Genomic DNA, 15,612 nt, shown 5'->3' with positions numbered 1-15,612 from the left:
TTGTCGTCAGGGTATCGCGACGGAACGTCGGTTACGGGCGAAGGGCAGGGCGCTGGCTGCCGCCAAACCAAGCCCGACAAGGAAGGCGGCATAGCCCCAGGCCATATGGGGTGGCTGATAGTGGAAACGCACGTCCGACCGGCCGGCGGGCAGGTCGACCCTCTGGAACAGCGGGCCGTCCTGGCCGACTGTCCGCTGTGCCCCGTTCACGGTTGCCGTCCAGCCTGGCATGAACAGTTCCAGGCGCGTCAGTGTGGCCGGGGCGGGGCAGTCGGCGGTCACCATCTCACGGCTGGCGGCCGTCAGCCGGCATCCCTCGGCCGTGAAATAGGGGCGGGCGCCGGGCAGCTCGACGATGTCCATGACCTCATCGCCGGCCACGGGGGAGGCGAATCGCAAGGTCACCTGCGGATCCCGTGCCGGTGCCGGCGTGGTCCACAGCCCCACGGGGAAGTCGCCCCCGACCTTGCGGAAGGTGATGGTCATGGGGCCCGCCCAAGGCACCGGCGTGTCCAAGGGGATGGACAGGTACTGGTTGTCGGCCGCCGTGGCCAGGTCCCGGCGTCCTTCCGCGCAGCGGTCGGCGGCGCAGAAGCGCACGACCAGCGTGCCCTTGCTTTGCCCCACATATGTGGCCACCAGGACGCCGACCGACCGCACCTCGCGTTCGGCTGCCATGGACGGGTCAGGCGGCAAGACCAGGCTGGCGCTGCCGCCGTCGTCCAAGCGCAAGACCTCGGTCATGCTGACGGCCACGCCCGGCGGTTTCCAGTCGAAGGGGCTTTGGCCGGTGGGCGCCACCAGGTATTTCACGCCCATGGCCCGATAGGCGTCCAGATTGGCACGCAGGTTCTCCAGGGCGGTGGGCCCCCCCGCCACCTTGCGGTCATGGCCATCGAAGGCCGATTCGATGGTGTTGTTGTCCAGATGGGTGAAAACGTGGTCCACCCAGGCCGCGGGCAGCGGCAGGGCGTTGTGGTTGATGCCCGCGATACCGTAATAGGCGCTGTAGTTGGGCTGGATGGGCCCCAGGGTGTAGAAGCGCTGCAGGCCCAGGTTTTTCTGCAGGAATTCCACGCCGGCCGTCTGTAGCCGGCCGCTTTTGGGATAATTGCGCAGGGGCAGCACGAACAGCACCACCGCTTCGGCAACAGCCGCGACGCCCAGTATCAAAGCCCGCGTGCGGTTGCTGAAGGCGCCGCCCCCCAGTTCGCGGACGGCCAGCAGTGCCACCACGGCGTAAATCAGGGACCGGGCCAGGATGGGCACGAAGGGGGCGTTCATGTACAGCCGATGGGACAGCCAAAGCGGCGCCACCAAGCACGCCACGCCCGCGGCCAAGCCGCCCCAGTAGGCAAGCCCGGACCGTCTTTCCGCGGGCTGATCCGCCAGGTCATGGCAGGCCAGGCCGGCCAGCACGGCCAGTGCGAACGAGATCGACGGGTTGAAGTACCGGAAGAACATCGCGTCGCCGACCGCCGGGATGGCGGTGAGCAAGGCCACCATCGCATGCTGGCCATAGACCGCGCCGGTCACCACCACGCACCAACCGGCCAGCGTCAGCCGCAACCCGCGCAGCCAGGGATGCCAGACCGCCATCGCGGCCACCACCACCAGGACCAGGCCGGTATAACCGCCGACGGCGCCCCAGAATATGAAGGCCTGCGCGTCCGGCGTATGGCCCAGCTCGCCCAGGGCATAGGGTAGGAACAGGGTCAGCAGGCGCTGGATGTCGAGATGCGAATGACGGAAGCCGCCGGCGGCATGGTTGCCCAGATAGCTGTGGCCCAGATACTCCACGAAGGCGATGAGGATGGGGGCGGCCAGCAGCAGTCCAGCCACCGTTCCGGTGGCGACACGCGCCATATACGCCATAGAGCGATCCCCCAGGCCTGCGAGCCGTGCCAGGGTCCAGAGGGCGATCAGCAGACCGTTGAAGTAGGCGACTTCGGGAAAGCCGGCGTAAAGCGACAGAGCCAGACCGCCGGCGATCCACCCCCACCCACCCAACTGGCCGGCCAGCGCGCGGGCCCGCGCCTCTTCCACCCCAAGCAACACCATGGGAAGGAAGGGGATGGGGTTGACGACGGCATTGGCCAGCCAGGCGAAGGTGCCGTTGAATTCGAACAGCAGGCTGGCCACGATGGCGCCCAGCGCCGCGACCCCCAGGCGCCGCATGAGCAGCCAGGTGAAGACGCCCGATGCAATCTGCAGGCTGATGTGCAGGTACAATTGGCCATTGGGCAGGGCCAGCAACAAGGTGGGTGGAAAAAGGGCGGCGGATTGCATGTCGCCGGCCAGCGGCATGCCGATGCCGGAATAGGGGTTCCACCAGGGAATGTGGCCGGACAGCCAGTCCAGCGCCGCGCGATGCCCCAGGGCATGGCTGGTGTAGGCGATGTTGGGGTCCAGCGTGGACAGCCCGTCGCGCGTGACGCCGCTGGCCAGCCAGCCTTCGACGAAACGCGGGTCCGCCAGGCGCCAGCCCAGGATCAGGCCAAGCTTGGCCAAAATGGGGGCGAGGATGAGCAGGGCGATGGCCCGGAAGCCGCTGGAGCGCCACAGAGGCGCCTGGATTTCCGCGCCGGTGGGCTGTGGCGGCAGGCGTTGCATCAAGCTGCTGGGCAAGGCGTCCATCTCGGTGGTGGAGAGGCGGATTGATCCTTCCTCATCGGCCATGGCGGACACTTTTGCAACCGGCCTGTTCCGATGACGCCCGCCATTCTCGCCCTCCAAAACGGCGCCCCAGGGAAACACCGCGACCGTCAGCGAGGACCGCTGTTGCCGGTCTCCAGCGGAAAGGAGGGGCGTCCAGCGGGATGCAGCGACCACAGCAATACCCCTATCCCCAGCAGGAACAAGGCGTATCCCGCCGGCATATAGGGCGGGCTGTAATTGAAGCGGACTTCCGAGCGCCCCGCTGGCAGGGAGATCCGCTGAAAGAGGGGTCCATCCGGCTGAACCTCCTGCCGCGGCATGCCGCCCACGTCGACGGTCCAACCGGGCAGGAACAATTCCTGGCGTTTCAGGATACTGGCCGCCGCGCAGTCGGCGACCAGCCTGTCCCGCGCTTCCGCCTGCAATTGGCAGCCCTCGGCGGAGAAATAGGGCGCCGGATCGGGCAATTCGAAAATGGTCATGGCCCGGTCGGTATAGACTCGCGACGGGCCGCGATCGTCGGTCGCCAGATCGACGTTGATTCGCACCTCATGGGGCGGACCGGTGTAGCCATCCACGGTCAAGGTCATGCGGCTGTCGGATGAGGACGGGAACGACCAGAGCGCCACGGGGTAGGCGCCCGTCTTGCGCAGGGTGACCGTCAGGCGGTTCTTGGGCGGGGGGAGAGGATGATCCAGCTTGATGGGCAGGAACTGGTTGTCGGTCGCCTGGGTCAGGTCAAGGACTTGGTCGGCGCACATGTCATCGGCGCAGATGGATGCCCGCAGCACACCGTCGGATTTGCCGCCATAGGTGCCGATCAGGACACCAACGCCGTCGATGGGCTGTGGCAGGTCCGGTCGATTCCATCCGATGACCGCCGTTCCGCCATCGGAGAGCGGGATGGGCAGGCCGCCCGGGCGGTCCACTCGAAACTCCCGAGGGGTCCATCTGAAGGGATTGCCGGCCGCCGCAGTCACCACATAGCGCACGCCGACTTTCTCATACTCCGCGAGGTTGGCGCGCAAGTTCTCCTCGACGGAGGGTCCATCGGCCGAGTTCCGTTGTTTGCCGTCGAATGCAATGTGGTGGACGTTGGCGTCCAGGTGTGCCGCCACGTAATCGACCCAGGACCGGGGCAGCGGCAGGTCGTCATGATTGATGCCGGCGATACCATAATAGGCGCCGTAATTGGGGGCGACGGGGCCCATGGAGAAGAAGCGCTGCAGACCCAGGTGCGCTTGCAGGAAGCGCACGCCGTCCTCGATCAGGATGCCTTTTGGCGGATTGGACGTCGTGGGGACCACGAACATGAGGACGGCCTCGACCGCGACGACGGCACCGACCGCCACGGCGCGCCGCCGGCCAGGCAGGCGTGCGACGCTGAGCAAGAAAAGGAGAAGGACGGTCAGAACCGCCACGCACAGCGCGTTCCGGAACCAGTGCGAGGGGTGGGGCATCTCGACATAATAGTGGGCGGCGATGAGGAGACCCGCGGCCGCCGTCGCGCTTGCCAGCAGGACGCCGGCCAGCAGGGCCCGGGCCGGGCGACGCCCCATAGCCTGCGCGCCGGACTGGATCATGTCCTGGCACGCCAGCCCCGCCAGGATCGCGACAGAGAATTCCGCCGACGGTGGCAGATAGCGGAAAAAGGCGGCGTTGCCGACGGCCGGGATGCTGGTGATGAGCCGGCCGATGACCGGAAGGCCATAAATCGCGGCCAAGGCCGCCACGGTCCAGGCAGCCAAGGTCCAGCGCAAGCCGCGCAACGGGCGTCCGAAGCAGCCGGCGATGGCCAGGGCGGTGAGACCGATGGGCATGTAGCCGCCGACGCTGCCCCAGAACCAGCCACCCTCCCCCCCGGGCAAGTCAGCCAGCCGGCCGAACAGGTACGGAATGGTCAGGTTGACGAAATGCTGCGCATCGACATGGGCGTCGCGAAAGCCGTTACCCTCGTGTCCGCCGACGAACGCGTACGGCAAATAGCCCAGGAAGGCGATGAGGATGGGGGCGGCCAGCGCCAGGCCACCGACGACACCCAACCCGACCCTGGCCGCGTAGGCGGTCAATACGGCCTTGGTGTGAAGCGGCAGCCTCGCCAGGGTCCAGGCCCCGACCAGCAGGCCGTCGAGATAGGCGACCTCGGGGAAACCGGCATAGAGCGACAGCGCAAGCCCGGCCACGATCCAGGCCCATCCTCCGCGCAGGCCGGCCACCACCCGGTGCCGGACCTCCTCCACGCCCAATACCACCATGGGCAGGAAGGGGATGGGGTTGACGACGGCGTTCGCCAACCATGCGAACGTGCCGTTGAATTCGAACAGCAGCCCAGCCACGCCCGCAGCCAGGGCCGAGGTGCCCAGGCGCCGCATCAGCAACACCGTGAACAGGCCCGCCACCAGCTGCAGTGACAGGTGCATGTAGAGCTGCCCGTCGGGCAGGGCCAGCAGCAGGTTCAGCGGGAACAGGGCCGCGGACTGCATCTCCCCGGCCATGGGGCCGCCCACGCCCTCATAAGGGTTCCACCAGGGAATATGACCAGCCAACAGATCCAAGGCAGCCCGGTGTCCCAGCGCCTGGCTGGTGATGGCGACATTAGGGTCCAGCGTGGCCAACCCTCTGGGCATCACGACATCGACGCCCAGGCCCGAATGCAGCAGGCGCGGGTCGGCGAGGCGGAACCCCAGGATGAGATGCAGCTTCGCCAACAGGGGCGCTACCAGCACCGCGATCACCGCCCATACGTGGTGCCTGCGCGCCGGGACGGTGCGCGGGCTGGGCGATGGCGGCGGCGGTGCATCGTCGTTCGCCATGGTCGACGGGGCGGCGGTGTTCAGGGCCATCAACTGTTCCGGGAATGGTGCTGTCCGCCACCCCAGTGGCATACCGGGTCGGAGGTGACATCTTTGCAAGACTGTGCTTGCTATCGCATACCCCTTTGCAAATTTACACGTCTATCGTGCGTCCCGGTCCACCACCGACCTTGGTCACCCGGTGATGGCGCATATGAGAAAAGCCGCGACGGCGAACCGGCGCGGCTTTTCTTTTTTGGGGCGCGGGCGCTCCGAGGGCCGTCCTCAAGGGGACGTCAGGCGGCGCGGGCCACCATCAGCTTCTTGATCTCGGCGATGGCCTTCGCCGGATTCAGGCCCTTGGGGCAGGTCTGGGTGCAGTTCATGATGGTGTGGCAGCGGTACAGCCGGAAGGGGTCCTCCAGGTTGTCCAGGCGCTCACCGGTCATTTCATCGCGGCTGTCCGCGATCCAGCGGTAGGCCTGCAGCAGGATGGCCGGGCCCAGGTACTTGTCGCCGTTCCACCAATAGCTGGGGCAGCTGGTGGAGCAGCAGAAGCACAGGATGCACTCATAGAGGCCGTCCAGCTTCTCACGCTCCTCCGGGCTCTGCAGCCGCTCGCGCGACGGCGCCGGGCTCTGGCTCTGCAGCCAGGGTTTGATGGAGGTGTACTGGGCGTAGATGGTGTTCAGGTCCGGCACCAGATCCTTCACCACCGGCATGTGCGGCAGCGGGTAGATCTTGACGTCGCCCTTCACGTCGTCGATGGCCTTCAGGCAGGCCAGCGTGTTGCGCCCGTCGATGTTCATGGCGCAAGAGCCGCAGATGCCCTCGCGGCACGACCGGCGGAAGGTCAGCGTGCTGTCGATGTCGTTCTTAATGTGGATCAGGGCGTCCAGCACCATGGGGCCGCACTTGTCGAGATCGATCTCGTAGCGGTCCTCGGTGGGGTTGCTGCCCTTGTCCGGGTCATAGCGATAGATGCGGAAGGTCTTGGCCCGCTTGGTGGCGGACGTCTTCACCGACGTGGTCTTGCCGGTGTGAACCTTGGAATTGGCGGGAAGGGAGAACTCGGCCATGGCATCGGGTCCGTTCGGCTAAGGCGTCAGTAGACGCGCTTCTTGGGCGGGATGACGTCAATGTCACCGGTCAGGGTGTACATGTGGACGGGACGGTCACCGAGGGTGACGGCGCCCTTCTCATCCACCCAGGACGTGGTGTGTTTCATCCACTCGTGGTCGTCGCGCTCGGGGAAGTCCTCGCGGGCGTGCGCCCCGCGGCTTTCCTTGCGGTTGGCCGCCGAATTGATGGTGACCACGGCCTGGCGCATCAGGTTGTCCAGCTCCAGCGCTTCCACCAGGTCGGAGTTCCAGATCAGCGAGCGGTCGCTGACGGCGATGTCGTCACGCTTGGACCACACGCCCTTCATCAGCTCCACGCCTTCCTCCAGCACCTCGCCGGTGCGGAAGACGGCGCAGTTGTTCTGCATGATCTTCTGCATTTCCAGGCGCAGGTGGGCGACGCGGGTGCCGCCCTTGGCGTTGCGCACCTTGTCCAGGTGGGCCAGCGCCTTGTCCGTCACGTCCTGGGACAGGGTCTTGTGCGCGGCACCCTTCTTCACCGTCTCGGCGGCGCGGTTGGCGGCGGCGCGGCCGAACACCACCAGGTCCAGCAGCGAGTTGGAGCCCAGGCGGTTGGCGCCGTGCACCGACACGCAGGCCGCCTCGCCGATGGCCATCAGGCCCGGGACCACCTGGTCCGGGTTCTCGGCCGTCGGGTTGATGACCTCGCCATGGTAGTTGGTCGGGATGCCGCCCATGTTGTAGTGCACGGTCGGCAGCACGGGGATGGGCTCCCGCGTCACGTCCACGTTGGCGAAGACCTTGGCGGTCTCGGCAATGCCGGGCAGGCGTTCGTGGATGATGGCCGGGTCCAGATGCTCCAGGTGCAGGTGGATGTGGTCCTTGTGCTCACCCACGCCGCGGCCTTCGCGGATTTCCACGGTCATGGAGCGGCTGACCACGTCGCGGCTGGCCAGGTCCTTGGCCGATGGGGCGTACCGCTCCATGAAGCGCTCGCCCGAGCTGTTGGTCAGGTAACCGCCCTCACCGCGCACACCCTCGGTGATCAGGCAGCCGGAGCCGTAGATGCCTGTGGGGTGGAACTGCACGAACTCCATATCCTGCAGGGGCAATCCTGCGCGCAGCACCATGCCGCCGCCGTCGCCGGTGGAGGTGTGGGCCGAGGTGCAGCTGAAGTAGGCGCGGCCGTAGCCGCCGGTGGCCAGCACCGTCTGGTGGCCGCGGAAGCGGTGGATGGTGCCGTCGTCGAGGTTCCAGGCCAGGACGCCCTTGCACTCGCCGTCTTCCATCAGCAGGTCCAGGGCGAAGTATTCCACGAAGAATTCGGCTTCGTGCTTCAGGCTCTGCTGGTACAGGGTGTGCAAGATGGCGTGGCCGGTGCGGTCGGCGGCGGCGCAGGTGCGCCGGGCCTGGCCCTCGCCGTAGCGGGTGGTCATGCCGCCGAAGGCGCGCTGGTAGATCTTGCCTTCCGGGGTGCGCGAGAAGGGCACGCCGTAGTGCTCCAGCTCGATGATGGCCGGGACGGCCTCACGCACCATGTACTCGATGGCGTCCTGGTCGCCCAGCCAGTCCGACCCCTTCACGGTGTCGTACATGTGGTAGCGCCAGTCGTCCTCGCCCATGTTGCCCAGCGCGGCGGAGATGCCGCCCTGGGCCGCCACGGTGTGGCTGCGGGTGGGGAACACCTTGGTGATGCAGGCCGTCTTCAGGCCCTTTTCGGCCATGCCGAAGGTCGCGCGCAGGCCGGCGCCGCCGGCGCCCACGACGACGACGTCGTACTGATGGTCGATGATGGGGTAGGCGTTAGCCATGACAGTCCTTCCTCACGCCCCGAAGGCGATCTTGAGCACGGCGAAGACGCTCGCGGCGGCCAGCAGGATGGCGGCGCCGTTGGTCAGCCCGATGGCGATCAGGCGCGCCAGCTTGCCGTGAATGTAATCTTCGTAGACTTCCCGCATGCCGGCGGCGGCATGGTGGAAGGTGGCGATCAGGGTGATCAGCAGCAGGACCGCGTTCACCGGCTGGTGCAGCCAGGCGATGGCGTCGGCATGCTCCGCCTTGGCCAGGCGGACGATGGAGTAGAGGAACCAGACGGTCAGCGGGACCAGCAGGACCGCGACCATGCGGTAGGCGAGCCAATGGGCGCCGCCGCTCTTGGCGGAGCCGAGGCCGCGCACGCGGCCGAGGCGCGTGCGGAAGCCGTTGTCGGACGTAGAAGCCATGGAATGCGCGCTCCCGTCAGAGGGCGAAAGCGGCGATCCAGACGATCGCCGTCAGAACGAAGGAACCGCCGAACACCAGGGCGGAGCTGCGCTGCGCGCTGGCATTGGTGATGCCGGTGCCGGTGTCCCAGATCAGGTGCTGGATGCCCTTCAGCAGGTGGTAGCCGAAGGCCCAGGTCCAGCCCAGCAGGCAGAGCAGGCCGATGGGGCTGCCCAGCACGTGCTGCGCCGTGTCGAAGTCGTCGGGGCCGCTGGCGGCCGCCACCAGCCACCAGGTCAACACCAGGGTGCCGACGGTCAGGGCGATGCCGGTGAAGCGGTGCGTGATCGACGACACGGCGGGCAGGGGTAGGCGATAGACCTGGAGGTGGGGCGACAGCGGCCGTGCCTTTTTGGCCACGCTGGTCTCGCTCATGATTCGCGCGTCCTCGTCCTTTTGGATTATCAGGTGCCGGTGCCGCACCGGCCATGTGGCGCCCGCGACATGCGGGTCGGGACGCCGGCCGAATTGTTGCACCGCCGGGGGCGGATAGGATGTGAAGTCAATTACGCCCCCGCCCCTTGTCCGTCAACGCCCTGTCTGGGGCCGACTTTTGCGAATACAAGGGGTGGGGCGCATGGGTGCGTGAGTCTTTCGACATGGCTGGCGACATAGCTGGCGACCTGCCCTGGGAAACCTCGTTGCCCGGCCGGCTTTCGCCGTCGGCCGGGCCGATTGCCGCGCGTCGGGGCGACCGGTACAGTGCTGGCGTCAACCTCGTCGCCCCACGAAAGTTTCCGTCTTGTCCGCCAACGACTTGTGCCGCCTGCTGGAAGAGTTGTGCCTGACGGCTTGGCCTGCCCTGAAGACCATCCACGATGACGGTTGGCTGCTGCGGTTCTCACAGGGGCATTCGGGCCGCTCCAACTCCGTGACCTGCCTGTCGGCCGGCGTGCTGCCGGTGGCGGAAAAGGTGGACCGGGCGGAGGCGGCCTACATCCGCGAAGGCCTGCCCCCCCGTTTCCGCATCACCCCCCTGGCGCCCGCCGGGCTGGTGGCCGAACTGGACCGGCGCGGTTATCTGCGGCAGGAGGAGAATCTTGTGCAGTCGGCCGCCATCCCGTCCGGCCTGGCGCCAACGGCGGATGGCCTGGACTGGCGGTTGGAAACGGCGCCGGCCGTCGACCTGCTGGCCAGCTACGCGGCGGCCCTGCCGCTGCCGGCGCGGGAGGCGGACCCGATGCGCCGCCTGCTGGACGCCATTGCCGTGCCCACCCTGTACCTGAGCGCCTGGGATGGCGATCGCTATGCCGGCAGCGCGCTTGGAGTCGCCGATCGCGGCTGGCTGGGGGTTTACAAGGTGCTGGTGGCGCCGGAGCAGCGCGGCCGGGGCCTGTCGCGGCGCCTGATGACTCGTCTGCTGGCGGCGGGGGAGGCCGCGGGTGCAGCCCGCGCCTACCTGCAGGTGGGCGGCGCCAACCAGCCGGCGCTGGCGACGTACGCCCGGTTGGGGTTCCAGACCGTTTATCGCTATCAATATCGCCAGCTAATTTAGTTGCATAGTTGATGCGGGTCACGTCCGGAAGTAGATTGCCCCTATGGCAACCTACCGGGTGTTGGCATGGTGACGATCAGGGGCGCCGGAGTGGGCGCCGTCGTGAGCTTGGGCTTGGTCTTGCTGGGACCAGTCCTGGCGCAGGCGGAAGAGCCGACTATGGAATCGTTGACCAGCATCGTTCAGATCCAGCTTTTTTCCGATGATCCGGCGGGGCGCGGCGGGCTGGTGGAAGTGCATGACGGCTACAAGTTCGTCCAATGTCGGCATATGCCGCATCAGACGGCCATCATCTGCGAAGCGGCGGGAACCCGCGGGCAATCCTGGATGCGCCATGTCCTGACCAAGGAACGCAGGGCGGCCTTGAAGGAGCTGGGCTTCGCCGCCGACCGGCAGACGGGGAACTTCATCCGGCGATGGGACCCGCCGCCCGAGCCCAAGCTGTTGATGGCCTTCATGGTTCATGCCCTGGATGTCGGCTATGGCAGCAGTGGCCAGGACACTGAAATGCAATATGGCTGGTTCACCGCGGCCGAGTGCCCGGCGCGGGTTGCTGCCGGAAACCCGTATGGCGGGGCTGTCGTGCTCCTCGGCACCAAGGTCAAGAACGTGGCGCAGGGGTGCCGCCTGGAGCCGCAGGATGAAGGGGATCAGAAGCCCTTGCCGCGACCGCCGGCCATGCCGGACGACGCGCCGGATATCAGATCCCGGCAATACAAGGCCATCGCCGAGGCGGTGGACTGGGTGGCCGAGGGCACCGGGCCGGAGCATCACATCGCCATCTTTTCCTGGGGCGACTTTTACATTCAGTGCCTGAAGGCGGAGGATCCCTCGATGCAGTGCGAGGTGGTGTCCGCCGACATCAATCCCCGGCTCAAGCCCGTGCTGACACCGGCTGTCGGACGGCGGCTGAAGAAATTGGGGTTCCTCGAGCCCGGCTACTCCCTGAACTACGCCCAGGTCTTTCCCCTCAAGGCAGGCGCCGCCGGTGACGGCACCAAGGCCATCGCGGAGACGCTGGCCCAGGCGGCGCAGCAGGGCTTCGGCACCTATGCCTTCCTGCCGCTGCAGGTGGAGCGCCTCACCTCTAAACCCGCTCGTTAATGGCCCGCTCGTTAATGGTCAGACCGATCAAAGGGGATTTCAATGAAGGGCGTGATGATCGTCGTCGCAGGCCTGATGATAGCTTTCGGACTCACGTCAGGAGTTCGGGCGAAGGAAGCGCCTGAGCAGACATTGGCCAAGGCGGTCGCCGTCCTGGCGCATGCCGACCAGATGGATGGGCGCGGCGCTGCGGTGGAAGCGCACGACGGCGACCAGTTCGTGCAGTGCCGGCGGGCGCCCCATGAGATACCGTCACGTTGATCAAGGGTTTTTGTCAGCCAGCGAGCTTTGGCACGAAGGGCTTTCGGGCCTTAGCGACGGCGTAGACGGCGACGAGAAGCTTTCGCATGGCGGCGAGAAGGGCAAGCTTGGGGGGCTTTCCCTGGGCGCGCAGGCGGTCATAGAAGGCTTTGAGCCACGGGTTTCGTCGGACTGCGGTGAGTGTTGGCATCCACAAGGCGGTGCGCAGGCGGGCGTTTCCGATGGCAGTGATAGCGGCCCTGTTTGGCCGGCGCTTTCCGGAGTGTCGCAGGGCCGGGACCACCCCGACATAGGCGGCGAGGGCGGCGGCGCTGTCGAAGCGTGCGGGGTCGCCGAGTTCGGCGATGAGGCGAGCGGCGGTTCCGGGTCCGATGCCGTCGATGGAGGTGAGCAGCGAGCCGACCTCATGGTCATCGAGCAGCCGGGCAATGTCGCCGTCGCGCTCGGCGAGGCGGCGGCGCCACAGGTCGAGGTCCTGGCAGACGTCGCGGACCTGGACGCGGTAGGCGGTGCCGTGGTGCTGGCCGACCGAGCGTTTGGCGGCGGCGATGAGTTGGTCGGCCAGTTCGGCACCGACGGCGTGGCGGCCATCGTAGCGCAGCTTTGCGAGGCGACGGGGTGTGGCCTTGGCGACGGCCTCGGCGGTTGGATATTCGGCCAGGATTGCGGTGGCCAACATGCTGTCGAGGGTGCGGACGTAGCGGCGGAATTCCGGGAAGCCGAGATCGACCAGCCGGTGGAGTTGGCGGACACGGTCGTCGAAGTCCTGGCGCAGCCGGTCGCGGTGGCGGACCAGTTCGCGCAGGTCCTCGCTGGCCTGGCTGCCGAGCCGGGTGGCGGCCGGCCGCTTCTCACGGCCGAAGCGGGCAAGGCCGATGGCGTCGATGGCGTCGGTCTTGGTGCGCTCCAGGCTCTCGCCTTGGAAGCGGTGGGTGCGCAGCGGGTTGATCAGAGCGACCCCGTAGCCCTTGGCGGCCAGCACGGCGAACAGGTTCTTCCAGTAATGCCCGGTCGCCTCCATGACCACCAGCGCCTCACCCGGCGGCGCCAGAGCCGCCAGCAAGGTGCTGTGCCCGGTGGCGTCTTCGGCGATCGGCTTGGGTTTGACCAGGACTGTGCCGTCCGCGTCGATGACGGCGAAGACGTGGGTTTCCGACGCGATGTCGATGCCGACGAACTGCATGGCGCCTCCCGTACGGATGGGCCGGAAGCCTCGGAGCCGGTGCTCGTGCCCCCGCTTGTCCATGCGCGGATGACCGCCCCGATCGGGGCGGTCATCCGCCCCCTCGCCACGACACCGCCGGATACCGTCCGGGCAAAAAGCACCGGGCGAGGGCGCCAATCTCATGCACGAAGACATAACTTCGAGCGACCTGCGGCGACCCTCTCCCGGCTATCAGGTCAACCATCCTACCAGGAGGCGGCCCGATGAGTGGAGTTCATACAAGACGGTCATCACTTGCGAGGCGGCCGGGCCGCGGGGACAGCCCTGGATGCGGCATGCCTTGACCAAGAAGCGGCGGGCGAACCTGAAGGATCTGGGCTACGCCTCCGACCGCAAGACCGGCAATTTCGTCGCGCGTCTGGACCCGTCGGAATGGCCGAACGCTAAGCTGGCCGGTTTCATGGTCGCCACGCTGGTCGGTGGTTACGACGTCGCCTTGGCCGATATCATGACGGAAGCCGGTTCCTATCCGGCCGTGGCCTGCCCACCGCGCAATCCCGCCGGCCGCGACTTCGGCGGGGAGATCGCGTTCAACGATCGCTCCCAGAAGGACCTGGAGGAAAACTGCGAGGTCGCGGGCATGGATGACGAGGATGAGTCACGCCTGCCCAAGCCCTTGAAATCCATACCTATGGATGCCGAAAAGGCCGAGGTCCTGGTCAAGCAAAACGTCAAGGAGATCGGTGACGCCTACACCTGGCTGCTGGGGGTGAGCGGGCTTGGTCGCCGGGGCGTCGTTCTCAGTTGGGGTGAGTTTCACATCCAGTGCAGCAAGACGGCTGAGCCCGTCATCCCGTGCGAGATCGAGTCCGCGGAGGCCAACCCAACCTTGCGCCGCGTGATCACGGCGGCGGTGGGCCGCAAGCTGAACAAAATGGGGTTCCGGGAGCCTGGCTATTCCAAGAACTATATCGGGTGGTTCAGGTTGAACGACGGCAAGCCCGAGGACTGGGCCTGGTCGACGATGCGGGCGGCGCTGGCCGCTTTCGGCGGCTACGCCATCCAGCCGGTGACTGTGGAGCGCCGCGCCACGAAAGGGGAAACCTGAGCGGCCTGACTTAAGGGGCGGGCAGATCCGTGCCGCTGACCGCTTCTGCCCCAATCGCCTTCGCCAGCGCCACCAGGCGGTGGGCCTCCGCCACATGCAGGGCCTCCACCAGGCGGCCGTCCACCAGCACCACGGCCTTGCCCCGGGCCATGGCCTCGGCATGGGCGGCGATGATGCGGCGGGCGCGGTCCAGGGAGGCAGCGTCGGGGGCGAAGGCCGCGTTGGCGGCGGCCAGCTGCTTGGGATGGATCAGGGTCTTGCCGTCGAAGCCCAGTTCCACCCCCTGGCGGCAACTGGCCTCCAGGCCGGCCTCGTCGTCCAGGTCCAGGTGCACGCCGTCCAGGATAGCGAGGCCATGGGCGCGGGCCGCCAGCAGGCACAGGCCCAAGGCCGTGATCATGGGCAGGCGCAGGGGTGTGTGGTGGGCGTGCAGTTCCTTGGCCAGGTCCGAGGTGCCCAGCACCAGGCCGGCCAGCCGGGGGGAGGCAGCAGCGATCTCCTTGGCGTTCAGCATGCCCAGCGCCGTTTCCATCATGACCCACAGGGCAAGCTCCCGAGGCGCGCCATGGGCGGCCAGCAGCCGGTCAGCCTGTCGCACCGCCTCATCCGACTCCACCTTGGGGATCAGCACCCCATGGGCTCCCGACCGGGCGGCTGCCGCCAGGTCGGCATGGCCCCAGGGCGTATCCAGGCCGTTGGTGCGGATCAGCACCTCGCGCCGGCCGAAGCCACCGGCGGCGACGGCGGCCAGCACCTGCGCGCGGGCCTGCTCCTTGGCGTCCGGCGCCACCGCGTCCTCCAGGTCCAGGATCAGCACGTCGGCGTCCAGCTCCCTGGCCTTTTCCAGCGCGCGGGCGTTGGATCCGGGCATGTATAGGGCGGAGCGGCGGGGGCGGACGGATGCGGGCATGGTGGAGGCTCACAAAAAAGAACGGGTGGGGCTATAGTGTGACGGCGGCGACGGCTGGTCGCCATCCCCGCGTGGTAACAGGGTTTGCGTCCCTATGTCCCGTGTCTTGCGGCTTGCCGACAGGCCGCCGCGGGGCTACCCCTAGGACAGGCCGCCGCCCCTTTCCGCAAGGGCGCGGTCCATTGCCACGAGGAGCCGTTCCCCGATGCCGTCGCGCACCCGCCGTCCTTCCCCTTTTTCACCCCTCTACGCGGCGGCCCTGCTTTGCCTGACCGCCGGTGTCGCCGTGGCCCAGGTGGCCCCGCCGCCCCAAGGGACCGGGCAGCCCGATGGCGCGCCCGGCGCCGGTGAATCGGTGACCGCCAACCAGCCCCTGCTGCGGGATCCCCGCCTGGTGGGCAACGCCAAGGCGCCGCCGCGCGACGTGGAATGCGTGGTGGGGACCGGCAGCCCCTGCGCCGGCCGGATGGATTTCAACGATGGCCGCAGTTTCGGCTTCAAGATCAGCGGTCCGGGCGAGGCGTTGTTCCACAACATCGGCAACCGTCGCTGCACCCTGGAATACATCCTGACCGACAGCACCGTGGCCACGGCCGGCCGCACCATGGACTTGGCCGCCGGCGCCGCCACCACGCTGAAGGTGCGCGACGCCCAGGGTATGCATGTCCGCCTGTCTGCGCGCGGCATGGCCTCCCCTGTCTGCGAATTGGAAGTGACGGCCAAGCAGTCGTGAGGGGTGTTCGCCCACCCCATGAAAAAAGGCGCCGGCCTCAAT

The 15,612-nt window shown here is 67.4% G+C and carries 13 protein-coding genes; 5 read left to right on the top strand and 8 right to left on the bottom strand.

Annotated elements, in window-relative coordinates:
• Window positions 1-6: 6 nt before the first annotated feature.
• From Y958_RS10935 to sdhC, 6 genes are all read right to left on the bottom strand, one after another.
• Complete coding sequence (locus Y958_RS10935) at window positions 7-2,679, bottom strand: hypothetical protein (RefSeq protein ID WP_088872000.1); 2,673 nt, start codon at window positions 2,677-2,679, stop codon at window positions 7-9.
• 86 nt (window positions 2,680-2,765) lie between these two features.
• Complete coding sequence (locus Y958_RS10930; protein ID WP_088871999.1) at window positions 2,766-5,501, bottom strand: hypothetical protein; 2,736 nt, start codon at window positions 5,499-5,501, stop codon at window positions 2,766-2,768.
• Window positions 5,502-5,746: 245 nt separating this feature from the next.
• Window positions 5,747-6,529: a succinate dehydrogenase iron-sulfur subunit gene (locus Y958_RS10925; protein WP_040844278.1), complete on the bottom strand. Its 783-nt coding sequence runs from the start codon at window positions 6,527-6,529 to the stop codon at window positions 5,747-5,749.
• A 26-nt stretch (window positions 6,530-6,555) separates the two neighbouring features.
• Entirely contained in the window at window positions 6,556-8,343 is a 1,788-nt protein-coding gene (sdhA, locus tag Y958_RS10920; RefSeq protein WP_004272160.1) for a succinate dehydrogenase flavoprotein subunit, read from the bottom strand.
• Window positions 8,344-8,355: 12 nt separating this feature from the next.
• Window positions 8,356-8,754 (bottom strand): succinate dehydrogenase, hydrophobic membrane anchor protein, encoded by a 399-nt coding sequence (gene sdhD / locus Y958_RS10915; protein ID WP_088871998.1) that lies wholly within the window; start codon window positions 8,752-8,754, stop codon window positions 8,356-8,358.
• 16 nt (window positions 8,755-8,770) lie between these two features.
• Window positions 8,771-9,169: a succinate dehydrogenase, cytochrome b556 subunit gene (sdhC, locus tag Y958_RS10910; protein WP_198924759.1), complete on the bottom strand. Its 399-nt coding sequence runs from the start codon at window positions 9,167-9,169 to the stop codon at window positions 8,771-8,773.
• 367 nt (window positions 9,170-9,536) lie between these two features.
• Between sdhC and Y958_RS10905 the strand changes: the two genes are divergently transcribed.
• The 3 genes from Y958_RS10905 to Y958_RS10895 all read left to right on the top strand — a co-directional run bounded on the left by Y958_RS10905 (window position 9,537) and on the right by Y958_RS10895 (window position 11,654).
• The gene (locus Y958_RS10905) at window positions 9,537-10,289 is read left to right on the top strand and encodes a GNAT family N-acetyltransferase (RefSeq protein ID WP_088871997.1); all 753 of its coding nucleotides are present in this window, start codon (window positions 9,537-9,539) and stop codon (window positions 10,287-10,289) included.
• Window positions 10,290-10,448: 159 nt separating this feature from the next.
• Window positions 10,449-11,393: a hypothetical protein gene (locus Y958_RS10900; protein WP_088871996.1), complete on the top strand. Its 945-nt coding sequence runs from the start codon at window positions 10,449-10,451 to the stop codon at window positions 11,391-11,393.
• Window positions 11,394-11,435: 42 nt separating this feature from the next.
• Window positions 11,436-11,654 carry a hypothetical protein gene (locus Y958_RS10895; RefSeq protein ID WP_088871995.1) on the top strand — a complete coding sequence of 73 codons (219 nt, stop codon included), beginning with the start codon at window positions 11,436-11,438 and terminating at the stop codon, window positions 11,652-11,654.
• Window positions 11,655-11,667: 13 nt separating this feature from the next.
• On the opposite strand, the gene Y958_RS10890 is transcribed toward Y958_RS10895, so the two are convergent.
• The gene (locus Y958_RS10890; RefSeq protein WP_186291158.1) at window positions 11,668-12,837 is read right to left on the bottom strand and encodes an IS110 family RNA-guided transposase; all 1,170 of its coding nucleotides are present in this window, start codon (window positions 12,835-12,837) and stop codon (window positions 11,668-11,670) included.
• 310 nt (window positions 12,838-13,147) lie between these two features.
• Here Y958_RS10890 and Y958_RS10885 point away from each other — a divergent pair, with 310 nt between their 5' ends.
• Window positions 13,148-13,927 carry a hypothetical protein gene (locus Y958_RS10885; protein WP_088871993.1) on the top strand — a complete coding sequence of 260 codons (780 nt, stop codon included), beginning with the start codon at window positions 13,148-13,150 and terminating at the stop codon, window positions 13,925-13,927.
• A 10-nt stretch (window positions 13,928-13,937) separates the two neighbouring features.
• On the opposite strand, the gene Y958_RS10880 is transcribed toward Y958_RS10885, so the two are convergent.
• Complete coding sequence (locus Y958_RS10880) at window positions 13,938-14,837, bottom strand: HpcH/HpaI aldolase/citrate lyase family protein (RefSeq protein WP_088871992.1); 900 nt, start codon at window positions 14,835-14,837, stop codon at window positions 13,938-13,940.
• Window positions 14,838-15,042: 205 nt separating this feature from the next.
• On the opposite strand from Y958_RS10880, the gene Y958_RS10875 reads away from it, so the two are divergent.
• Window positions 15,043-15,570 (top strand): hypothetical protein, encoded by a 528-nt coding sequence (locus Y958_RS10875; protein ID WP_088871991.1) that lies wholly within the window; start codon window positions 15,043-15,045, stop codon window positions 15,568-15,570.
• Window positions 15,571-15,612 lie beyond the last annotated feature (42 nt).

Origin of the sequence: Nitrospirillum viridazoti CBAmc, from assembly GCF_000730165.1 — a bacterium.
Classification (GTDB): Bacteria; Pseudomonadota; Alphaproteobacteria; order Azospirillales; family Azospirillaceae; genus Nitrospirillum; species Nitrospirillum viridazoti.
This window is presented reverse-complemented; position numbering and strand designations above follow the sequence as displayed.

Bases quoted from the DNA above. Each gene is read 5' to 3' on its own strand.
- Y958_RS10925 (WP_040844278.1), bottom strand. From the start codon at position 6,529: ATGGCCGAGTTCTCCCTTCCCGCCAATTCCAAGGTTCACACCGGCAAG.
- Y958_RS10890 (WP_186291158.1), bottom strand. From the start codon at position 12,837: ATGCAGTTCGTCGGCATCGACATCGCGTCGGAAACCCACGTCTTCGCC.
- Y958_RS10895 (WP_088871995.1), top strand. From the start codon at position 11,436: ATGAAGGGCGTGATGATCGTCGTCGCAGGCCTGATGATAGCTTTCGGA.
- sdhD (WP_088871998.1), bottom strand. From the start codon at position 8,754: ATGGCTTCTACGTCCGACAACGGCTTCCGCACGCGCCTCGGCCGCGTG.
- Y958_RS10935 (WP_088872000.1), bottom strand. From the start codon at position 2,679: ATGGCCGATGAGGAAGGATCAATCCGCCTCTCCACCACCGAGATGGAC.
- Y958_RS10885 (WP_088871993.1), top strand. From the start codon at position 13,148: ATGCGGCATGCCTTGACCAAGAAGCGGCGGGCGAACCTGAAGGATCTG.
- sdhA (WP_004272160.1), bottom strand. From the start codon at position 8,343: ATGGCTAACGCCTACCCCATCATCGACCATCAGTACGACGTCGTCGTC.
- Y958_RS10930 (WP_088871999.1), bottom strand. From the start codon at position 5,501: ATGGCCCTGAACACCGCCGCCCCGTCGACCATGGCGAACGACGATGCA.
- sdhC (WP_198924759.1), bottom strand. From the start codon at position 9,169: ATGAGCGAGACCAGCGTGGCCAAAAAGGCACGGCCGCTGTCGCCCCAC.
- Y958_RS10880 (WP_088871992.1), bottom strand. From the start codon at position 14,837: ATGCCCGCATCCGTCCGCCCCCGCCGCTCCGCCCTATACATGCCCGGA.
- Y958_RS10900 (WP_088871996.1), top strand. From the start codon at position 10,449: ATGGAATCGTTGACCAGCATCGTTCAGATCCAGCTTTTTTCCGATGAT.
- Y958_RS10875 (WP_088871991.1), top strand. From the start codon at position 15,043: ATGCCGTCGCGCACCCGCCGTCCTTCCCCTTTTTCACCCCTCTACGCG.